A 21296-nucleotide genomic window follows, 5' to 3' on the forward strand; every position below is an offset into this window, starting at 1 on the left:
AAAGGAAACATGATGAAAACACGACAATTAGGTGGCCAAGGTTTAGAAGTGTCTATGATAGGTTTAGGCTGTATGGGCATGTCTGAATTTTATGGCAGTTACAATGAACAGGCATCGTTCAAAACACTTGCAACGGCCATAGATACTGGTGTGCATTTCTGGGACACCTCAGATATTTATGGACCTAAAACAAATGAAATACTATTAGGCAAGTACTTCTCTAAAAACCCTGGGCACAGAGAAAAAATAAGCTTAGCGACTAAGTTCGGCATTATGAGAAATAATCAAGGGGATTTTTTAGGCTTTAATGGTCGCCCCGAGTATGTAAAACAAGCATGTGATGCAAGTTTGCAACGTCTTGGAGTTGATCATATTGATCTTTATTACCAGCACCGAATGGATCCAAATGTGCCTATTGAAGACACTGTCGGCGCAATGTCTGATTTAGTAACAGCAGGTAAAATTAGATATTTAGGTTTATCTGAAGCGGGAACCGAAACATTAAAACGCGCATCTGCAGTACATCCTATATCTGCATTACAGAGTGAATATTCACTCTGGAGTCGAGATTTAGAGTCTCAAATTTTACCTCTATGTAAAAAACTCGAAATTGGCCTAGTAGCATACAGCCCATTAGGTCGTGGTTTTTTAACTGGCGCAATACAAAGTCGCCAAGATTTAGAACTTGGTGACTGGCGACTAAATAATCCAAGATTTTCAGAAGAACATTTTGCAAAAAATCTAAAACTAGTGAGGCTTATTAAAGACTTAGCATCTATAAAAAACTGTACACCAGCTCAACTCGCTCTCGCCTGGATTGCTCATCAATCCCAAGACTACATTTCTATTCCAGGAACACGCAACGAACTTCGTTTACGAGAAAATGCAATGGCTGAAAATATAAAATTAACGTCGCTAGAACTAACACAAATAGCAGGCACCTTATCAAGTTTAGAAGTATATGGATCACGCTATCCAGAAAATATGATGACGGCTCTTGAAGTCTAATTATCTCTAAAAAAAATTTAAGGTACCAATCATTTTACCTCAACTATAACCAGCAGCTTGGTTAAATTGATTGAACATCCAAAATCATATAATTTAGGAAAAATAAAATGTACAACTTTTCAAATAAAAAAATAATTGTCACGGGCATAACAGGCGGAATAGCCCATGCAAGCGTAAAGTTATTGGCTTCCTTAGGAGCCGAAATCATAGTCACGGCGCGTACAGCTAAAAAGTTAGAGCTTGGGCTTTCAGGCATTGAAGGTAATGTATCAGGTGAAATACTCGATCTCACTGATTCAAATGCCATAAAAAATTTCTTCGACAAAGTAGGCTCATTTGATCACTTAGTGACACCAGCGGCAAGTTCTTCTTTTTCACTCATAAAAGAGCTAGATCTTGATGCTTCCAGAAAGTTATTGGAAACAAAACAGTGGGGGCAGCTATTATGTGTTCATTACGCATTACCACATTTAAAAAGCACAGGGTCTATTACATTATTTTCTGGAACAGTGACTCAAAAACCTTTACTAGGTGCGACCATGTTTGCATCAGCAGGTGCAGCAACAGAAGCAGCTGGCAGAATATGGGCACATGAATTAGCACCGATCAGAGTAAATACAGTGGTGCCAGGTGTAATTGAAACACGTATCTGGGGTGATTTACTGGGTGAAGAGCAAGCTGACGCTCAACTTAATTCCATAGCAAATACTTTACCAGTAAAACGCATTGGAACTGCCGAAGAAGTCGCAAAAGCAGTCGCTTTTTTAATAGACAACGGGTTTGTAAATGGTATCTCTTTAGTAATAGATGGCGGGCATAGATTAATTTAACATTAGTTCAAAAACATGAACGTGTGCTGGAATACACTATTTTCTTAATAGATAGTTTATTCCATTTATTAGAATTTATAGGCCTATCATTAACACATTTCGCACAACGCCTACTTTAATTAAAAACGACACTTTGTGGTAGGAAAGCTAAAGTTCAATTAGTTAAATCAGTTCAGTTCTAAAATATTCGCGCCAGCGCTATTAATTGAGCTAAATAACACAGTATTTTCATTGGAATTAATATCTATTAATTGACCTAAATAGTCTGATAATTGCTTTATCAATAAAACTTTTTTTAATGCACTTAACTTATAAACCTTTCTATCACTTTGAAATATAACTACTTTCAACTGGAAAAATCATACTTAAAACCTGTTTTTACAGTTTTTTAATTACTTTATTTAGCTTACCTATTTTACCTAATAATCAAATTTTCATCGGAGCTTGGCATCAAAATTGATTCCAGTTTTACACGAAAATAGACCTTATTTAGTTTATCTGTCACCAACAAATCAATTATGATCAACAAACTCCTAAAGCCAATGTCTTTTTTACTTTTGCTAATCATTTACATTTTGAAGATATAGGTAAACCAATTATTTATGGGATCGAGAGTTTTCATCTCGATTCGAAAATCACTGATCTTTGAAACACACCGTTGCAGTAAAATATTTTAAAAATGAATCCACGGCACAGTCGAGCAAATTAGTTGGATTTATGGCTTAAGATTTTTTAAGCAAAAAGAAGGAATAACGGTTTGTTAAAGCTTTATTTTTATTGTACTCAGCTTTAATGAAAACGACTTAATTAATAATTTCACAGCCTGTTTAAAGATATTATTATTTAATAATCAATATTGAATATTAAATAATCATTAATCTTTCTTTATTTAACATAAGTTAAAGGAGATAATTTATTACAAGCTTAATAACAAGAAATCATATGAAAATTTTAATTGTAGGTGCGGGCATTGCGGGTTTGAGCCTTTTTCATAAATTAAAAAACGGCAAACATGATATTGAAATAATAGAAAAATCTGAGACTATGCGTTTGCAAGGTGCTGGAATTTGTTTACCTGCCAATGCAATGGCGGGCTTTGAAAAGTTAGGTTTTAAAGATGACATATTAAAACACGCGCACCAAGTAACTGAGGTACGTTTTGAGAAAGCGTCTCGTAAATTATTAAGTAAGGCATCTTTATTAGAGTCGCCATTAAATATACAACCTTTTGTTGCACTTGAGCGTAACAATTTAATGACCATTTTAAATAAAGGCCTAGAAAACAACATTCAATATAACCGTTTTATTAGTACTATAAAACAGAGTCAAAATACCAGCCGAGTTATCTTTAATGATGGAACTGAAAAGGAATATGATTTAATCATAGCTGCAGATGGTATTAATTCGGATACCCGAAAAAAAGTCTTTGATAGCCCTAATTTATTAGATTTAAAAGTATCAAATTGGCGTTTTTGTATCGATTATCCCAATCATAAAATGCAACCAAGCTACTTACTTGGTAAAAATGACTTATTTATGTTTTACCCAATTTCAAAAAACAGATTATATTGTTATGGCCAAATATCAGATCCAACAGGTGAAATTTTTGAACTTGATTCAAAAGAGGCGATGAAAAAAGTATTTGTCCATTATGAGCAATCGGTTCAAAATGCGATATTTAATGCCGATACCATTATAAAAGGCCAGCTAAAGTCTGTTGAGTCACGTGAAGTATTTAAAAATAATGTGCTTTTAATTGGCGATGCGCTACATGGCTGCCCGCCATCGCTACAACAAGGTGTCGGTATGGCTTTAGAAGATGTTTTATTGCTTGCTCAATTAATTGAAACTGATTTAGAACCAAATGAAATTCTTAACGAATTCAAAAATAAACGATTAAAAAGAATTAGTTGGGTGATTGATGAATCAAATAAAGTGATTAAACTAGCCGAAATGGGAAAAAGTTTTTTTGGTCGCTTACTCAGAAATTCTATAGTACGAAAAACAGGGCCACAAAACGTGAAAGGTTGGAGAAAGCTATTAACAGAAGAAGTTTAATTTCAAACCTAGTTATACCCTAGCCAACTTTGCTTGTGAATTAATATTAAACTTAACATTAACTTACAAGCAAAAATCACTTTAAATACACGCTTTATTTTTATCCCTTCTCACTTTTTACAATTAAGTTTTATCATCCGTAATATCAGAGTTAATAACTTATATCCTACCTCTTTAGTACCGAAAATCATTTAATTAAATTGTCATATACAAGTAACGCTTCTGTCATATTTACAAATTAAAGTTTGCACATATCAAAACCATTCAATATAAAATTAAGGAAAGACGATGACAGATAATAATTATGCAGAGTTTGACGACATACTTGAAGAAAATGAAAATCCAGCTCAAGAACGAAAAGTAAGAAAGACCAAAAAAAGAAAATGGCGTGAAATAGAAACAATTAAAGAAAAACAACGCTTACGTCGTGAATTTATTGAATATAACGAATACTCTTTTGAGGATGATTTAGCTGCTGTGTTTGGTTAATTTAATGAGCACAATAAATTCGCTGTAGAAAAGATTAAAACAACTACAGCGAATACTTAACAACTCATACATCATCAGTAAAAATACTAAAGTTTAATTGCTATTTTAGTCATATCTTGCCCTTTTTCACTCGCAGGTAGTGCGCAGCATAATAAAACCTCATCAGCTTCAATTGTTGCGATAGCATCATTTTGATAAGTGACCTTTCCAGAAACTAACTTTGTTTTACATGCACCGCACTGGCCACTTCGACAGCCAAACTCAGGTGTAAAGCCATGGGACTCTGCAAATTCTAATAAGTTACCATCATTTTTAGACCAAGCTTGCTCAACCTTTGAGTCTGTAAATTCAATAATAGCCTCTGACGCACTTAATTCTGGTGTAAAAGGTAATGTTGCAACATCGGCTTCTCTTTTTAATGACGCAGGTCCAAATTCTTCTGCGTTAATGCGATGATCACTGACACCAAGTTCTCGTAAAACATCATATAGGCTTTGCATAAACCCACTTGGACCGCATAAATAAAAATCGTAATCATCTAATGCTAAAACGGCTTGTAATAACTCTTTTGATAATCGCCCTGTTTGATGAAAGTCTTTACCTGCCTTTAAGTTTTTATCTACCTGACTTAATGCCCAAAATACATTTATTTTCCCATTCGATTTTTCTGATATTTCATTTAATTCATCAAAAAAAGCTCTTTGCTTATCATCTTTAGCTGAGCAAAATAAGGTAAGTGGGCGCATGTAACGCGTGCGAATACCTTCAATCAAAACATGTCTTGCCATAGAAACCATAGGAGTGATCCCTATGCCACCAGCAATTAATACCGCAGGGCGTTCAGCTGAAGCGTCAAAAGTAAAAGTACCCGTTGGTGACTTGGCATAAATAATATCACCTGACTTTATTGCTTCATGTATATAATTTGAGAAAACACCTTTCGGTATACTGTGATCATTTGAACTTTCTTGTTTTATACTTATGCGAACCACCTCATCAGCTGGCGCGCTTGAAACTGTATAAGTTCTTATTAATTCTTTTTTATTAATTTGCGCTTTTATTGTTAAAAACTGTCCTGGTAGAAATGCTTTAACCTGATGCCCTTTAGCTTTTAAATAAAAAGATTTAATCACACTGCTTTCTTGAACAATCTCAGTTACAACATAAGGTAACCAGTCATTTTTTTGTTTTTCAGCTTGTTGAAGTAGCTCTGCTTCTTGCCATGTACCGGTAAGTTCAGTGTTAGGTGAATACTCATTTAGTTTCCAGCGAAAAGGCAATGCATTGTTGATCCATCGTCCTTTTTTAATATGAAATTGCCATAACCTTTGTGCCCCAGAAAAATATTTCACATCAGGTGAGTCCCATAATATTTCAACGGTTCCTGTCAGTGTTAATATATGACCCGTTTCAAAGTCTACAAATAATAGCCCTGCTTTATCATTTTCAATAAAGTTTCCAAAAGTATTAAAGTGGTTATTGCCTAAATAATCAGGGATCGTTAGGGTATTTTCATTATCAATACGAATAAAACCAGGTTTACCGCCTCTATGCGATACATCCGCACCTTCACTTGCTGCATCAGTGCCATTATCAACATAACTGGCAACAAAGAAAGTATCACTATTTTGAATTAGATCCTGTGCTCGTTTATCAAATTGAGTAAATTCTTCAACACTGATAGTTTTCAATGTTTTTGCATCAACGGATTCAAGTTCTCTCACTTGAATATACTGAGGACAATTACCAAACGCCTGATCTACCCTCAGAGAAAGGCTCTTATTTGTTGCTTCTGTAATATGTGCGGCCAACCTATTACGACGACGTGTTGTTAGTTCAATACCTAATAAACCTAGACGTGTATTTTTATTTAATGATTCACCTAAAGGGTCACCTTTTACAGGTTGGGTATGTATTTCTAAACTTTTATCATGTTTTGATGTAATGAAACCTGAATTATGAGTTACTTTTCCTTGTGGTAGTGCTTTATTAAATAAAATTGATGCCCAAGGCCAGCCTTCTGTATCAGCATGTCCAACAAATAAAAATGGTAATTGTTGATAAAAGTCCCTATGTTGCAATGGCATATGGTCTCTGATCACCCGTCTACCAAAACGCTCCATTTGCTCTCTTACACCCATGCGAGTTTGAATCTCTTGCTCACCAATATGAAATGGAGAGTTATTATCATTTACTTGATTATCATTTGTTGTTTTCACTGAGACTCTCCATTTACACTCATTGTAACTTTTTAGATCTAACCCACTTAGAATTATAGATTCAATTGTAGCTAAAAATGCCGCTATTTTATTGAGAAAGTAGTCTCACGATGATGAGAAACTGATACCAAACAGGGTATATCTATGGCAACTTCAAAAATAAAAAAGCAACATATTTAAGCTATTAAACCTTAACTATTCTATAAACAAAATATTATGTATTTAACCCTACAGCAGTTGATTGCATTGGCACAAAATGAGGTAAATTTTCAAAACGTGCCACCCAAGCTTTAACATTAGCATACTCCTCTAATGACACATTACCTTCAGGTGCATGCGCAATATAAGTATAATTTGCAACATCAGCAATTGTAGGTAAATCAGTAACTAACCACTCTCTTCCTGCTAAATGCGCATTTAACTGTGCAAGTAAAGCATGTGATGCAGAGATAACATTATCAGTATCAATTGTTGCCCCAAATACAGTACCTAACCTGGCAAGTGCTGGACCATAAGCAACTTTACTTGCAGCCACAGATAAAAAACGTTGAACTTGAGCTCCTTGTGCTAAGTTCTCAGGTAACCAAGTACGGTCTTTATCATATTTACTGGCTAAATATACTAAAATCGCATTTGAGTCTGAAAGCGTATTTTCGCCATCTTCAATTACAGGTACTTGACCAAAGATATTTTTATTTAAGAAGTCAGCCTGCTTATGAGCGCCACTCATTAAATCAACATCTAAAATTTGTGATTCTAAACCTAAAAGAGATAAAAAGACTTCTACTCTATGTGAATGACCAGAAAGTGCATGACGGTAAAGTTTAATTGGTAACATAATAATTATCCTATTGATTGGTTGTTTGTCTGTTAAACGTTTTTAACTAATTTATTTAAAGTATTTTTGTGTTCTAAATCTAATAACTCAGTAAACCCACCCATGGAAACATTGTTAATAAATATTTGAGGAAAAGTTCTTCCTAAAGTGCGTCTACGCATATCTGTTAAATGATCTGGATATTTATAAACATCGTATTCATTAAAAGTTAAACCCTTTGTTTGCAGTAAACGTTTTGCATGAGTGCAATATCCACATCCAGGGCGAGTATAAATTTCTATATTTGCCATAATGATTCCTGTGTTTTGCTTCGATGAGTTCAGTATGTATGAAATCAAAATATTGATAAACCGCCTTGTTATTGAATCATTGTAAATGATATATTGACAATCAAGCCTTCAATTTAAAGTAAAGGTGCTTAACAACTATGGATACAATTGATGGCATAAAAACGGTTATCGCTGTAGTAGAAACAGGCTCATTCACAGCGGCCAGCGAACGTTTAGGCATGTCTAAAGCATTAGTCAGTAAATATATCTCAGAAGTAGAAAGCCATTTAGGTGTGCGTTTATTTAACCGCTCAACTAGACGTCTTGCCTTAACTGAAGCAGGTAAGAACTATTATGATAAAGCTTTACCTTTATTAGAAGAATTTTCAGAGCTGATAGATAGCGTAACAGGAGAACAGTCCAGTCCAAGAGGTCGTTTACGTGTAAGCGTGCCTGTTACTTTCGGAGAAATGAAACTCTCTCCCGTCATTCCTAAATTTTTAAATTTATATCCAGATATTCATATTGATATTCAACTGACAGATCGAAAAATAGATATGTTGGAGGAAGGTGTTGATGTTGTAATACGAATAGGCGGAGTTGATGACTCTAGTTTAATAGCGAAACAAATTAATACTTATCCACTCATATTATGTGCATCTAAAGAATATCTTAAAAAGAATGGAATACCTAAGTCACCACAGGACATCACAAAGCATACCTGCATCATAGATAGTAACTTCAGGATTGGAAAGCAGTGGCCTATTATATCCCCAGATCAAAAAAGTGAATCAATAAAAGTCGACTCAAACGTATCAGCTAATAGCCCAAGAGCCGTTAAAGAAATGGCCATTGCATCGGGAGGCATAGCTATGATCCCTAAATTTATTATCGAAGATGCTTTAGAAAATGGTGCTTTAGTTGAAGTTTTACCAGGTTATCATACGTTAGAGTTTGGCTTATTTGCTATCTTTCCACACAGGCGCTATTTAGCTAAAAAAATTAGATGTTTTATCGATTTTTTAGCACAAGAGTTTTCTTAAGATTTTTTTGTATACATATTTTGATCTGCAACTTCAATTAAATCCAGTAAGTTATTATATTTTTTATCACTGATCACTTGCCCTATACTAATACTACTTTGGGGCAAGTTTTGTAACAATAAATTATCTGAATATGCTTTTTTAAGCCCCGAGATCATTCTTTCTAAATCTGTTTTATTTTTTAAGTGCAAAACTACCACAAACTCATCCCCCCCATTCGCCCAATCACATCGATTTCACGAAATGAATCCATTAGTGTATTAGCCAATACCTTTAAAACTTTATCGCCAATATCATGACCATACTTATCATTGAGTAATTTAAACTCATTAATATCAATGAATAAAACTGAAATTAACAAATTCATTCTGGAAGCCAACTTTAGTTTTTGCTCACCTAATAACATAAAAGCACGACGATTATTTATATTTGTAAGTGGGTCAAGCATAGCCATTTCACGCATTTTACAAAAATTATCAAGCATCACTAAATCATCTTCTATCACATCGCGTAAATGCTCAAAAAGCTCAATATAATCTGCTTGATAATCTGTTGTTTGAAAATCCATAACACAGATTGTGCCAAATGATGCGCCATTAGCTTTAAAAATAGGTAAACCTAAATAAGATTGAAAACCATCATTTATTAATTCTGGATTATCATCCCATTGATGATCTGCTGAAGCATTTTTTACATATAAAGTGTGTTGCTCTAAAACCACATGTTTACAAAATATATTGGTATCTGCAGAAATTGAAGCCCCAGGATGATAAGGGTTTTCATCTTGTTCACTGGCAATTAAAACCTGAAACCCTTTTGTTTTATCAAACTGAACAATATAACCAGCTGGAGCCTGAAAAATACGTGCTATTAAATTAACTGTTTTTTGCCATTTATGTAAGGATAAAAAATCTTCATTTTGCTCTAATAAGCACTCATTTGTATTTAACATTCGATAGCTCAAGTAATATCCAATGAATCACTAAAGCATGGCTTTTTATTGCAATAAATACAATAAAGTTAGAAAGAATTTAAACTATGTCGCTCATATATTTCAAATTACGCAATAAACTGTATTTCATATCTTTCTATTTATTGAATTTAAGTTTTTATGGCTAATTACATGTTATGTAACTAACCAATGAGCAATTGCCTCACCGATTAAAATAGGCTCATCTTCTTGAATAAAATGCAGTCCTTTTCCAACATGCACTATTGATAAATTTTTTATATTTTCCTGATACCAAGGTACAAGTTCAGGAGGGGTTAATATGCCTGGATCGCTATAAAGCAATAACATAGGAATTTGACTTGAACACATAAAGGCTTCGATATCAGCCATTAATACCACATTGTCTTTAGGCTCTCCTGCGATAGGTAATTCTTTTGGCCAAGTTAATAATGCTGTACGGTCATCTTGATTTAAAAATGGGGCTTTATATTGATCCCAAGTCACCTTATCCAAAGGTCTTAAAATAAAATCAGGTAAGGTTTTTTCAATAAACATATGCTGGTTAATTAATAACTCGACGCCCTCAATAGGGTCTCTAAATGACTTAAACAAAGCGCCTATTTCTTCTCCCATAGCATCATAACTTACTTGGGGAAATATTGGCGGTAATACGGCCTCCATAAAAGCAATTGCTTTGACATTTTCAGTATTCTTTCTCGCATATTCAAAACCTAAGGCAGCGCCCCAATCATGCACAACCAAAGTAATATTTTTGAGCCCTAGAGCATCAATGAAACCTTCTAACACCCGATAATTATCAATGAATGTGTATGGTTTTTTGGGTTTGTTAGACCCTCCCATACCGATTAAATCAAAAGCAACTGCTTTATGTGTATTTGAAACAAACGGAATGATATTCCTCCATAAGTAAGAAGATGTAGGACAACCATGAATAAAGAGTATAGGGTCACCATTTCCCTTTTCAATATAGTGAATTTTTTGATCATTGATATCAATATACTGACGGTGAAAATCAAAAGCGGATGAGATTTCGCCTAAAGATGAAATATTATTTATTTGTTGATTCATGACTGTGCCTTCTATTGTTTTGTACAGGTAAGTACAAAACAATGTTAAAGCATTTTTGTTCACATTAGTACAAAATAATTTATAATTGAATACAGTATCTTTTAAAATGAATTAACTGGTTTAAATAAATGACTGAAACAAAGATTGGCAGACCAAATAAATTTAATAGAAATCAGGCTATAGAAATCGCTAAACAGGCCTTTTGGAAGCAAGGTTACCAAGCATTATCAGTCAGTCAACTTGCAACTATGATGGGGATAACCCGCTCTAGTTTTTATAATAGCTTTGGGGATAAACAAGGGTTATTCAAAGAAGCATTGGCCGCATATAAATTAACTGAACCTTATATATTGCTACTTGACCTTCCAGAGTCAGCACCCATAAAACCGATATTAACAGCATTTTTTAAAGAAATTTGCCGTACTCGAATTCATGACCAAGGAAATCAAGGATGTTTAGTTGTAAATACTGTATCTGGTGTTATTGGCAGTGATGATAAGTTATCAGATGACATTGAAAATTTATTATTATCATCCATAGATTTATTTGAAGATTTACTTAATCGAGCGGTGATACAAAATGAAATTTCCGCCCCTGATAACTTAAAAGCAACAGCAAGTGCTTTAGTTGCTTTTGTTATGGGCTTAAGTAATTTATCAAAAGTAATACGTGACGAAGAACAGTTATGGCTAATGTGTGAAACATATTTAAAAAATTACCAGTTACTTTAATTACCCCCTTTGAGAAAGAGGTTATAAAAATGGATCAAGATATTCCAAAAGTATCATCAACAGAACGTGATGCACTACTTAACAATGTAAAAAATGATTATGAGTATTATCAGGCCAGTATCATCAAACATGATGAACAGGGGAATGGACAAAAATTTAAACTTTTTGTAATGGCAAATATCACTACATTTCACTTAATTCATAATAGCAGTACTAAAGAAGAGATTGATGCTTTTTGTGATAAGTACCAATGGTTTTATCCATTATTTATAACAATAAAAGAACTACTAGAGCAAGATGTTTAAACTAGAGCACTAAGGAATTCCTTCTATAGAAATAAACACACAAATCAAGCAGGTTAAAACTAAGCCTGTTAACACTCCTATCAAGCGCAATAACACAAACCTCCTCAATCTGAGCCATATTAGCATCTGGTTCAAATTGCTGTATTAAACAATCTATCACCTCCAAAAAGCACGCCTATTTTTTATTATTGGGTACGTGATATAGCTAAAATTAAAATACCAACATGTTATCCAGCAGTTATTAAATGTTAATTATTTGGAAATAAACTGTACCTAAAATATATTTTTAATGTTATGTTATTTTCATCAAAGATGCGTTATATCAAATAATTGTATTTTAGGTTTACATCAGATACAAAAATAAGAAAGAGGTTGAAGGATGAAAAAGTATATATCAATAGGATGTTTTTTAAGCTTCATTTCACTATTGTGTAGTGCATGTACTACAGCTGAACCAAAAAACAAATATCAACTCAATGATGTTGTTATTGAAAACTATACTTGGATGGGGAAAATTCCAGCCAAAAAAAAGGTCGTCGTCACTAATTTTTACGGTAACATCAGTTCGCGTTTACGCAGTGAAAAAAAAATAGGCATATCTGCCACAATTCAAAAAATAGGTCTCAAACCTGCAATTCCTTCATTTGACATTAAAGAAGAAAATGGCATAACTAAGATCACCGTTAATTATCCCCAAGGTCAAAAAGACAAAGCTGGAAATTTAACAGGTCGGGTAGATATTGCGATTGCGGTTCCTGAATATGTCGCAGTCGAAATGGAAACCAGTTTTGGCGATATTGGCGCAAAAAAACATTTTTCATCACTCAGTGCTAAAACTCAAAACGGTAATATAACTTTAGGTTCTGTCGGCGAACTGAATGCATATTCGGACACTGGAGATATTACGCTAGACATGTACAATATTATTTGGAAAGGCAATCAAAAAGTACATACAAAACAAGGGAATATTAAACTTGTCATTGCTCAACAAGCAGCCCTTGAAGTACTGATCAGTGGCAAAACAATTTCTCATAATCTAACCGACTTTAAAATCCCTCTAACACAAACTCAAGATACTTTAAATTTTAAACTTAATCAGGCTCACTCAAACGCTCACATAGCTGCACCAAAAGGCATTGTTGAATTAGAAATTATCACAAAGCCCCATGGCGGATATGTGGCATTACCAGGCGAATTTAGTGGTGACATTCGTAATTTACCTAAAGCAAAACCTTGGAAGCCAGGTGATCCGATTCGAGAACAAGAGGATAAAGGTCGACGTAAAAAACAGTCGGGTAAATCTTAAGTAACATCACACTTTAGCTGAATCTCGCTAATAGCATATTTAAAAGAATTAATACCAATGGCTACAGATTGACTGTATTCATTGGCATTGAGAGGACGCGTTCGCCTTTAATTAAGCTCAATCAAAATTGGCGTTCGTTTTATAATAAAAAAAATGAAGGAATTAAACGTGCAAAATAATAACTTTATTTCAGCAGCCACACAGCAATCTTGCTTACCGGTGAAGAAAATAATCAAAAGCGCGCTAACATTATCAGTTTTAACTGCAATCTCTACAACCTCAGTGGTTGCTGCAGAGCATTCTGGACCCGTTATTAATGATAATCAAGCGATGCAAATGTACTCAGGTGCAGACTTAATGGCAACCGTTGCACCTGAAAGCTTTACAGGTGACGTGAGAGACTTAAGTGAAGCTGTACAATGGCAACCGGGTGATCCAATTAAATCTGTTCCCCGTCGTATCTATCCTAACGCACTCAATACTTTTAATCGTTCAGCAATCAATCCTGTTGCTAATACAGTAGACCCCCTATTAGGCATTCAAAGCGAAGCTGAAGGTATGTTTAGTCGTGCTGTTGAAGTTGCAAATATCAACCAAGACGGCATGGGTTATACAGGTGTTAACCCAGCAGATCCGACAGGGACAGTGGGTAAAAACCATTATATTCAATCAATAAATGGTGGTGGTGGTGCCCTTTTCTCAATTTATGATAAAGCAACGGGTAATCAAGTATCTGGCCCAACTAATATGTCGGACCTGGCAACAAATCGATGTAAAAACGGTTTAGGCGACCCAATTGTATTTTATGATGAAGATGCTGAACGTTACGTTATGACTGAATTTAGTAATCAGTCTGGTCGTAGCTTATGTGTATACGTATCAAAAACAGATAACCCTGTTTCTGGAGGTTGGTTCGCTTATGAGTTCCAAGCCCCTGAATTTCCAGATTACCCTAAATTTGGTCGCTACGGTGACTCTTATTATGTTGGTACCAATGAAAGTGCTGGTCCAGGTGTGTATGCACTGGAGCGTAGTAAATTATTATCTGGTCAAACCGCCAGAATGCAACGTAAAACTGCACCAAGACTTTCAAACCTTGGCTTTCAAATGATGGTACCTGTTGATGTTGATTCTGTATCGGGTCCTGCGGGATCTGAAGCCGGTATTTTTATTCGCCAACGTGATGATGAAGTGATTAACCCCGGCAGTAATAACCCAAACAAAGATTATATTGAATTATGGACATTTGCTCCTGATTACGACAATACTTCAAATAGTCAATTGGTCGGTCCTATCAATATAGAAATTAGTGAATTTGATGCTGAGTTCTGTAGTTCTAATAATCAAGATTTTGGTTGTTTAACACAAAAAGGAACATCTCAAACTTTAGATCCATTAAAAGAAGTTATCATGTACCGTGCTCAGTATCGTAAGTTTTCAGGGCATGAATCAATTGTTGGGAATTTCTTAACTGATGTGAGTGGCAATGATCAAGGCGGTATACGTTGGTTCGAGTTACGTCGCACAAATGGTGGTCAGTGGGGTCTACATCAAGAAGGTACTTATGCACCTTCAGGCACAGATCATCGCTTTATGGGATCAGCTGCAATGGATGCAAGCGGAAATATTGCATTGTCTTACCATATTTCAGGACCAAATACATATCCTGGGATTAATATGACAGGCCGTAATGCCAGTGATGCAAACGGAACGATGACACAGGCTGAATCAGTTCTCGTTGCAGGTACAAGCCATATTGCCAGTGACAGAAATGGAGATTATAGTCATTTGTCCGTGGATCCGGTGGACAATTGTACTTTCTGGATGACCAGTGATTACGGTAGTAATAATGGTAAATGGAAAACCCGCATTTCTAACTTTAAGTTCGATAACTGTGGTGCTCCAGCAACGCCAGACTTTACAATGGCAGCAACAAATCTATCACAACAAGTTTGTGCTAATACCGCATTGCAACCTATCGGTATTAGTACTGCTGCAATAAATGGTTTTAGTAGTGCAATCAGCCTTACATACTCAGGTTTACCAACTGGAGTAACAGGCTCATTCACTGCAAGCTCTGTTACACCGGGTGGCAGCTCTGATGCCAATGTATCTGTAGGTAATCTTAATACAGGCGATTATAACTTTACTATCAATGGTACTGCATCTGGCGTTTCAGCTAAACAACTTGCAGTTGCACTTAGTGTTGTAGATGCCCCTACTCAAGTGGTTTTATCTGGCCCTGCAAGTGGTTCAGTTGATGTTGCACTACGTCCCGAGTTTAGTTGGACAGCACACGCTTCAGCTTCTTCTTATCGGATAGAAGTTGCAACTGATAATGCCTTTTCTAATGTTATTGCTTCAGGCACAGTTGCCAGTGGTACTAACTATCAACCATCAGCAGACTTAAATACCGAAACAACATATTACTGGCGTGTTAGAGCCGATAACGGTTGTGGTCAGGTATGGTCTGAGGTGTCATCATTCACAACTCAAACTGTAGATGCTGGTACTATATTGCAAAATGGCATCGCTAAAACAAATTTAAGTGGTGAACTTAATTCTGAAACAACCAAGTTTACTTTTGTTGTTCCAGCGAATGTTAGTAACTTGAAGTTTGTTATGTCTGGCGGTACTGGTGATGCTGATATGCATGTGAAATTTGATCAAGAAGCATCTACTAGTGTTTATGACTGTCGCCCGTTTGAAACTGGTAATGATGAAACATGTACTATCAGTAATATTCAAACTGGTACGTACCACGTTACTCTCCACGGTTATAGAGCATATAGCGGTGTGAGCCTTGTTGCATCTTATTCTGATGGTACGTCAGGCGGAATAGATGAAACTAACATTTCAGGCGCTGCAAACAGTGAAACTTTTTATAGCATGGATGTTGCGCCAGGCACGAGTAAACTGACAGTTGTTATGTCTGGTGGTACAGGTGATGCTGATTTATACGTGAAAGAAGGCAGCCAACCTACTGAAACAAGCTATAATTGTCGCCCATTTAAAAATGGTAATAGTGAAACTTGTACTATTAACAACCCTGGAGCAGGTACATGGCATGTGGGTGTATTTGGCTATAGAAGGTTTAGCGGTGTTAGTTTAAAAGGTAGCACTGAGTAAACGCTACTGTTAAATAAAACCTGATAAAGCCATTCTTATAATGTGATTGTTAACCAATACATATGTTCTGGCTTTATCATTTCATATAAACGCTCTCGGTATATTATAGAGAGCGTTTTTTAATAGGCTAAAAATTCTATTTTATTAGTTGAGTAGCTTAGATGAACGAGACATTCTAATTTATACTATGCATAATGAGATTTTAGGAAACATATTAACTTTATAAAGGCTCACCAAAATTAACATGGAAATGAAGATGTTTTGAGTCTTGATAATCGCCAACATTAGTTAAGACTCTGGCAGCACCATACTCATTTTTAACTTGTTGTGCTACGGTTTGAACAACTTTTATTAACTCATCAAAAACAGCTTTATAAGGAGGTTCTATCTCAACAAACGAATTTATATGTATTTTAGGAATAATAACAATATGTACAGGCCAATAAGGCTTGGTATGTTTAAACGCTAATATGGCATCTGTTTCTTTCACAACTTCAACTGAAACATCCCCCGTTAACACTTTATCACAATAAAAATCGTCTTCTTTATATTTCAATGGATTACCTCATCATTGACTGTGTGAGTCATTCTCATTTTCTATCTTGATATTTTTTAATATTTTGAATGTAATTTGAGTGCCTTTATTTTCTTCACTATTTAAAGTAATTTCACCACCAAGTTCATTTTCAACTAATTCTCTGCACAAACCTAACCCTAAACCAGAGCCTCCTTCACCCGCTTTTGTTGTAAAAAACATATCGAAGGCTTTCTCCAATGCTTGTTTATTCATGCCAATACCATTATCTGAATAAATCATAGTGACATAAGAACTGCTTTCGTTGGTAGATATGCTAATTTCACCCGATTGCTGGTTTTGAAAAGCATGTAATAGAGAGTTATTAACCAAATTTGTTATAACCTGTGATAATGCTCCTGGATATGTTGTCACTAATATATTCTGTCCTATATCAAATTTCAGTTTATGTGAATACTTTTTAAGCTGCGGTCCTAAGGTCAAAAAAATATCTTTTACGAAATTGAGTAAGTTTATTTCGATTACATAATTACTACATTGTGCCACTGCAACCTGCTTAAAACTTGTTATTAATTCAGTTGCTCTTTTAGCATTTTTTCGACTCAAATTCAGGCCCTCATCTAATTGCTCTAAAAATAGATTAAAATCTGATTTGCTTAATTCATTTTTTTCAAATGCATCATGTATTTTTACCGTTTCTTGTAAAATATATTCTACAGATAGCATCATGTTTCCCAGCGGAGACGCGACTTCATGGGTAATCCCAGCAACCAGCTTTCCAAGTTCAGCCATTTTTAAAGACTCATCAACAATTTTTTTTTCAAGTCTCAGCTGATCTCTGATTGATATTTGATTGTTAACTCTGGCTAATAATACGTCTTGATGAACAGGCTTAGTTATATAATCAACAGCACCTAAATAAAACCCTTTTCTTAAATCTTCAGGTTCAACTTTTGCTGTCACAAATATAATTGGAATATGTTCGTATAACGGCTCTTTCTTTAATATTTGGCATAATTGATAACCATCCATTTCAGGCATCATAATATCAAGCAAAATTAAATCGACTTTAATTTTTTTTAGCATATTTAATGCTAGTTTTCCGCCAGTAGCGGCGTATATTGTAAAACCTTCAGGCTCAAGGTAACGGCGTAATAAATCAATATTAATAGGATTATCATCCACGATGAAAATAGAAAAAACTGCATTAACTTTCATTTTCACCTCCAGCTAAAAACCCACATAAACCATCAAGATCATAAGATTTAACAAACTTATTTAATGTCGCAAAATAGTCAGCATTATTTGGAAACTCCTGAGATAATTTAACTAAAATAGATTCAACTTCTGCAACTTGGTAAGACTGACATAATAAATTAATCTGTTTTATTTCTTCATTTGGTAAAACAAACTTGTCTGAATTTAAATTTTCATTTGTAAGAACTTCTCCCTCTTTATTTTGACGATAAATAAACTTAACTTTTAAGAATTTTTTTAATAAATCATAAATATCATCAAAGTGAAAAGGTTTAGAAATATAAAAATCAAAACCCTGCTCAATATAAAATTCAGAATCATTTCGAATGCTTGATGCGCTTATCGCAACCACTGGAATATCCCTATCTAGTTTATTCACTTCTATTAATAGTTGATTACCATCCATTATAGGCATCATTAAGTCAGTAAAAATAAGGTCTATATGCATATTTTTAAGCACATTCAATGCATCTCTACCGTTATACGCATCTATCACATCAAATCCCACATCATCTAACATACGATGTAATATCGTGCGATTAACCTGAACATCATCTACTACGAGTATTCTTTTATTTTGTTCTGGCGCTAGATACTCAACTTGCTCAATTTTCTCAGTTTCTAATTTATTTTCTAACACAGTTAAAGGCAAATGAAATGAAAAGTTACACCCTTTGTTAGCTTCAGACTCAAGTTTAAGCTCACTGCCCATAAGTTTTAAATATTTTTGAGAAATCGTCAGCCCTAAACCAGAACCTCCAAATTCAGGTTTTACATCACCTTGATTAAAAGCATCAAATACGGCTCTTTGATACTTAGATGCAATGCCAATACCGCTATCTTCAATTTCAAATGAAAAGACATTATCAGACTCACAACACACAGAAAAATTTACATAACCTTTGTCGGTAAATTTAATTGCATTACCAATAAGGTTAATTAAAATTTGTCTTATTTTGCCTTCATCACCTAAAACAGGCAAGGCATCAGCAGCAAGATCTGTTGTTGTATTCCATTTGAGTTTTTTTTGTGCTGCTTTGAGTTTAAACATATCACTTAAGGTGCTACAAAGTGACACTAAATCAAATGACTGCATGTTTAACGTGGTCGCACCAGCTTCCATTTTTGATAAATCTAAAATATCGTTTATAAGACCTAATAAATGCTCACCCGACTTACCAACAATAGATAATGAATGAAGTTGGTCATCATTAAGTTGCCTGTCACGTTGTAAGATTTGTGTATACCCTAAAATTGCATTCATAGGGGTTCGAATTTCATGAGAGATATTTGCAAGAAATGTAGACTTTGCTCTATTAGCCGATATGGCATCTTCTTTTGCTAAATCGGCTTGTTGTTTTTCAAATTCAGCATTCTCTTTAGCTTGAACAATTCTAGCTTCAGCTTGTTTTCGTTCTTCTATTTCTATTGCTAATAACTTATTTGATTGATTTATCATTTGATAATTTTTAATCAAACGTTTTACTGTCATAGTAAAACCAAAAAAACCTAACAAAAGCAGTACAGAAATCCAACTTACCATTTCAACAAAAATATGATTAACTTTACTGACACCCATAGTTAATGGCTCTATAACCTCTAAAACCCCTCTGACATCACCTGCTTTCCAACCTATCCTTGGCGTATCAGGATGTGTATTATGACACTCTACACACGCAGGCCTCATAACATCTGCAATTGCATAACGTACGCTTAAAACACCTTCTACGGTTTCTATTTCAATATAAGGTTTATCTGGTGTTAAATTTAATTGCTGCCATGCATTTTTTTCAAACTCCCCTGTTAGTCCCCCTGTTTTTTTTCGCCATGGAAAAGGGTATGCACTATAAAGTTTGGCTTTTACATCCAGACCTTCTAGCCCCATTTTTTCTCCGAGTAATAAACTTAAAGTAGCAGGTAAAGGAATCGCATTATTTTTTAAATGGTAATCATGACTTATCTCAATGCCCATTTTAGATAAAGTATTGACAACTTCAGATGTATATAAAGATCTAAATTGTTTTAATACTTCAACATATTGACGTGTACTTTGCGTGGTGATCGATTCTACTAATTGTAAATTTAACTGTTTAAAATGAAAAAATATTAAAGTGGTACCAAAGATAAAAATACAAGCAATAATACTCAAAGGGTTATTTCGCCAAAAATGTTTTATTTTAATAAATAAATCACTTTGGTTCTTTCTCATTACGAGTCCCTTTAAGTTTTATTCATAAATAAATAAGTATAGATGCATTCTTTACATTTTCACTTAGATACATAATTTACAATAGAAAATAAATACGTATCGACACTGTATCAATCTGTTTAAGGTTTTTAATGTGTTCAAATAAATGTGGTAAGAGGATTTGATGCTACTTGGTTGGTTATAGTGTTGAAAATAAGCGTTAGAAATAAATAAGCTAACGCTATAAAATCACTATTTTAAACTTACATTAAATGCCTTACTCAGCCCAGCATAAAATGTAAGGTATGGTGTGCTCATATGAGTTTGTTCAGGAATAAATTCATAATGCCAGTTAAAGTTTTCAGGGGCTTGCTCAGTTAAAAATTTGTCAAAATTAATATTTCCCTCGGTAAAACCCACAACCTCATTTTCTTTATCCGTTACAGTAAAAAATAATGACGTATTTGATATTTGTTTATTATTAAATGCCGTTTTAAATTTCTCTAATAATGCAGTTTTTACACCGATTGCAGGTGATGCAGCAATATAATGATCAAATAGTGCCATTTTAGTCGCAAAAATCTCCATCGTTAATGCTCCCATACTTGAATGGCCAAACAAAGTACTGACATCTGAAGTACGGTAGTTTTTTGCTACAAATGGCAATACTTCATGTTCAATAAATTGAATAAACCCTTCTCTGCCCTCGCCTAAATCTCTGTTTCTCATTCTTGTATTATTAGGGATGGCAACAATAATGCTATCGGGCGCTCTTTCATAGCGAGTTAATACCTTAAGGCCACTCACACTATGTTTAAAATGATTATTACCATCTAACAAATATATAACAGGATATGATTTATCCTTGCTATAATAATCCTTAGGCAAATGAATCAATAATTCTCTCGTTTCATTTAAATATTGTGACTTTATCTGATATTTACTGCCAATATTTATTTGAATTCTCTCCCCTAATTCCTGTTTAGCATATGCATTAAAGCCCAAAAATATCACCATGGAAAATACTTTAAAATATAGTTTTATCATTTT

17 protein-coding genes and 1 pseudogene are annotated in these 21296 nt (G+C 34.4%); 9 read left to right on the plus strand and 9 right to left on the minus strand.

Annotated elements, in window-relative coordinates:
- The first annotated feature begins 12 nt into the window (after positions 1-12).
- From BM088_RS06830 to BM088_RS06850, 4 genes are all read left to right on the plus strand, one after another.
- Positions 13-1008 carry an aldo/keto reductase gene (locus BM088_RS06830; protein WP_091982165.1) on the plus strand — a complete coding sequence of 332 codons (996 nt, stop codon included), beginning with the start codon at positions 13-15 and terminating at the stop codon, positions 1006-1008.
- 107 nt (positions 1009-1115) lie between these two features.
- Entirely contained in the window at positions 1116-1838 is a 723-nt protein-coding gene (locus tag BM088_RS06835) for an SDR family oxidoreductase (RefSeq protein WP_091982168.1), read from the plus strand.
- Positions 1839-2780: 942 nt separating this feature from the next.
- Positions 2781-3896: an FAD-dependent monooxygenase gene (locus tag BM088_RS06845; protein ID WP_091982174.1), complete on the plus strand. Its 1116-nt coding sequence runs from the start codon at positions 2781-2783 to the stop codon at positions 3894-3896.
- Positions 3897-4184: 288 nt separating this feature from the next.
- Positions 4185-4385 (plus strand): DUF3545 family protein, encoded by a 201-nt coding sequence (locus BM088_RS06850; RefSeq protein ID WP_091982179.1) that lies wholly within the window; start codon positions 4185-4187, stop codon positions 4383-4385.
- An 86-nt stretch (positions 4386-4471) separates the two neighbouring features.
- Here BM088_RS06850 and BM088_RS06855 read toward each other — a convergent pair whose 3' ends face one another.
- The 3 genes from BM088_RS06855 to BM088_RS06865 all read right to left on the minus strand — a co-directional run bounded on the left by BM088_RS06855 (position 4472) and on the right by BM088_RS06865 (position 7732).
- The gene (locus BM088_RS06855; RefSeq protein WP_342742233.1) at positions 4472-6604 is read right to left on the minus strand and encodes a pyridoxamine 5'-phosphate oxidase family protein; all 2133 of its coding nucleotides are present in this window, start codon (positions 6602-6604) and stop codon (positions 4472-4474) included.
- Positions 6605-6818: 214 nt separating this feature from the next.
- Positions 6819-7442, minus strand: coding sequence for a glutathione S-transferase family protein (locus tag BM088_RS06860; RefSeq protein ID WP_091982184.1), 624 nt, complete (start codon positions 7440-7442; stop codon positions 6819-6821).
- 32 nt (positions 7443-7474) lie between these two features.
- Complete coding sequence (locus tag BM088_RS06865) at positions 7475-7732, minus strand: glutaredoxin domain-containing protein (protein WP_091982186.1); 258 nt, start codon at positions 7730-7732, stop codon at positions 7475-7477.
- Positions 7733-7869: 137 nt separating this feature from the next.
- Between BM088_RS06865 and BM088_RS06870 the strand changes: the two genes are divergently transcribed.
- Positions 7870-8754, plus strand: a complete 885-nt coding sequence (locus tag BM088_RS06870) for a LysR family transcriptional regulator (protein WP_091982188.1) — start codon at positions 7870-7872, stop codon at positions 8752-8754.
- Here the strand turns inward: BM088_RS06870 and BM088_RS06880 are convergent.
- Together BM088_RS06880 and BM088_RS06885 are read right to left on the minus strand one after the other, a co-directional pair.
- Positions 8751-9706, minus strand: a pseudogene (locus BM088_RS06880) (sensor domain-containing diguanylate cyclase). The gene BM088_RS06870 and the pseudogene BM088_RS06880 overlap by 4 nt on opposite strands.
- Positions 9707-9880: 174 nt before the next feature.
- Positions 9881-10795 carry a haloalkane dehalogenase gene (locus BM088_RS06885; RefSeq protein WP_091982194.1) on the minus strand — a complete coding sequence of 305 codons (915 nt, stop codon included), beginning with the start codon at positions 10793-10795 and terminating at the stop codon, positions 9881-9883.
- Positions 10796-10923: 128 nt separating this feature from the next.
- On the opposite strand from BM088_RS06885, the gene BM088_RS06890 reads away from it, so the two are divergent.
- The 4 genes from BM088_RS06890 to BM088_RS06905 all read left to right on the plus strand — a co-directional run bounded on the left by BM088_RS06890 (position 10924) and on the right by BM088_RS06905 (position 16266).
- Entirely contained in the window at positions 10924-11526 is a 603-nt protein-coding gene (locus BM088_RS06890) for a TetR/AcrR family transcriptional regulator (protein ID WP_091982196.1), read from the plus strand.
- A gap of 29 nt (positions 11527-11555) precedes the next feature.
- Positions 11556-11831 (plus strand): hypothetical protein, encoded by a 276-nt coding sequence (locus tag BM088_RS06895; protein ID WP_091982198.1) that lies wholly within the window; start codon positions 11556-11558, stop codon positions 11829-11831.
- A 379-nt stretch (positions 11832-12210) separates the two neighbouring features.
- Complete coding sequence (locus BM088_RS06900) at positions 12211-13137, plus strand: DUF4097 family beta strand repeat-containing protein (protein ID WP_091982199.1); 927 nt, start codon at positions 12211-12213, stop codon at positions 13135-13137.
- 168 nt (positions 13138-13305) lie between these two features.
- Complete coding sequence (locus tag BM088_RS06905; RefSeq protein WP_177207972.1) at positions 13306-16266, plus strand: pre-peptidase C-terminal domain-containing protein; 2961 nt, start codon at positions 13306-13308, stop codon at positions 16264-16266.
- A 220-nt stretch (positions 16267-16486) separates the two neighbouring features.
- Here BM088_RS06905 and BM088_RS06910 read toward each other — a convergent pair whose 3' ends face one another.
- The 4 genes from BM088_RS06910 to BM088_RS06925 form a co-directional block, all read right to left on the minus strand.
- Entirely contained in the window at positions 16487-16822 is a 336-nt protein-coding gene (locus BM088_RS06910; RefSeq protein WP_091982203.1) for an HIT family protein, read from the minus strand.
- A gap of 12 nt (positions 16823-16834) precedes the next feature.
- Complete coding sequence (locus BM088_RS06915; RefSeq protein WP_091982204.1) at positions 16835-18019, minus strand: ATP-binding response regulator; 1185 nt, start codon at positions 18017-18019, stop codon at positions 16835-16837.
- On the minus strand, positions 18009-20267 hold the full coding sequence (locus BM088_RS06920; RefSeq protein WP_091982206.1) for a response regulator: 2259 nt from the start codon (positions 20265-20267) through the stop codon (positions 18009-18011). The genes BM088_RS06915 and BM088_RS06920 overlap by 11 nt, the downstream gene beginning before the upstream one ends.
- A 231-nt stretch (positions 20268-20498) precedes the next feature.
- A complete protein-coding gene (locus tag BM088_RS06925; RefSeq protein WP_091982208.1) occupies positions 20499-21293 on the minus strand; it encodes an alpha/beta hydrolase in 795 nt (264 codons plus the stop codon).
- Between the last annotated feature and the right edge of the window lie 3 nt (positions 21294-21296).

The organism is Pseudoalteromonas denitrificans DSM 6059 (genome assembly GCF_900112265.1).
Classification (GTDB): domain Bacteria; phylum Pseudomonadota; class Gammaproteobacteria; order Enterobacterales; family Alteromonadaceae; genus Pseudoalteromonas; species Pseudoalteromonas denitrificans.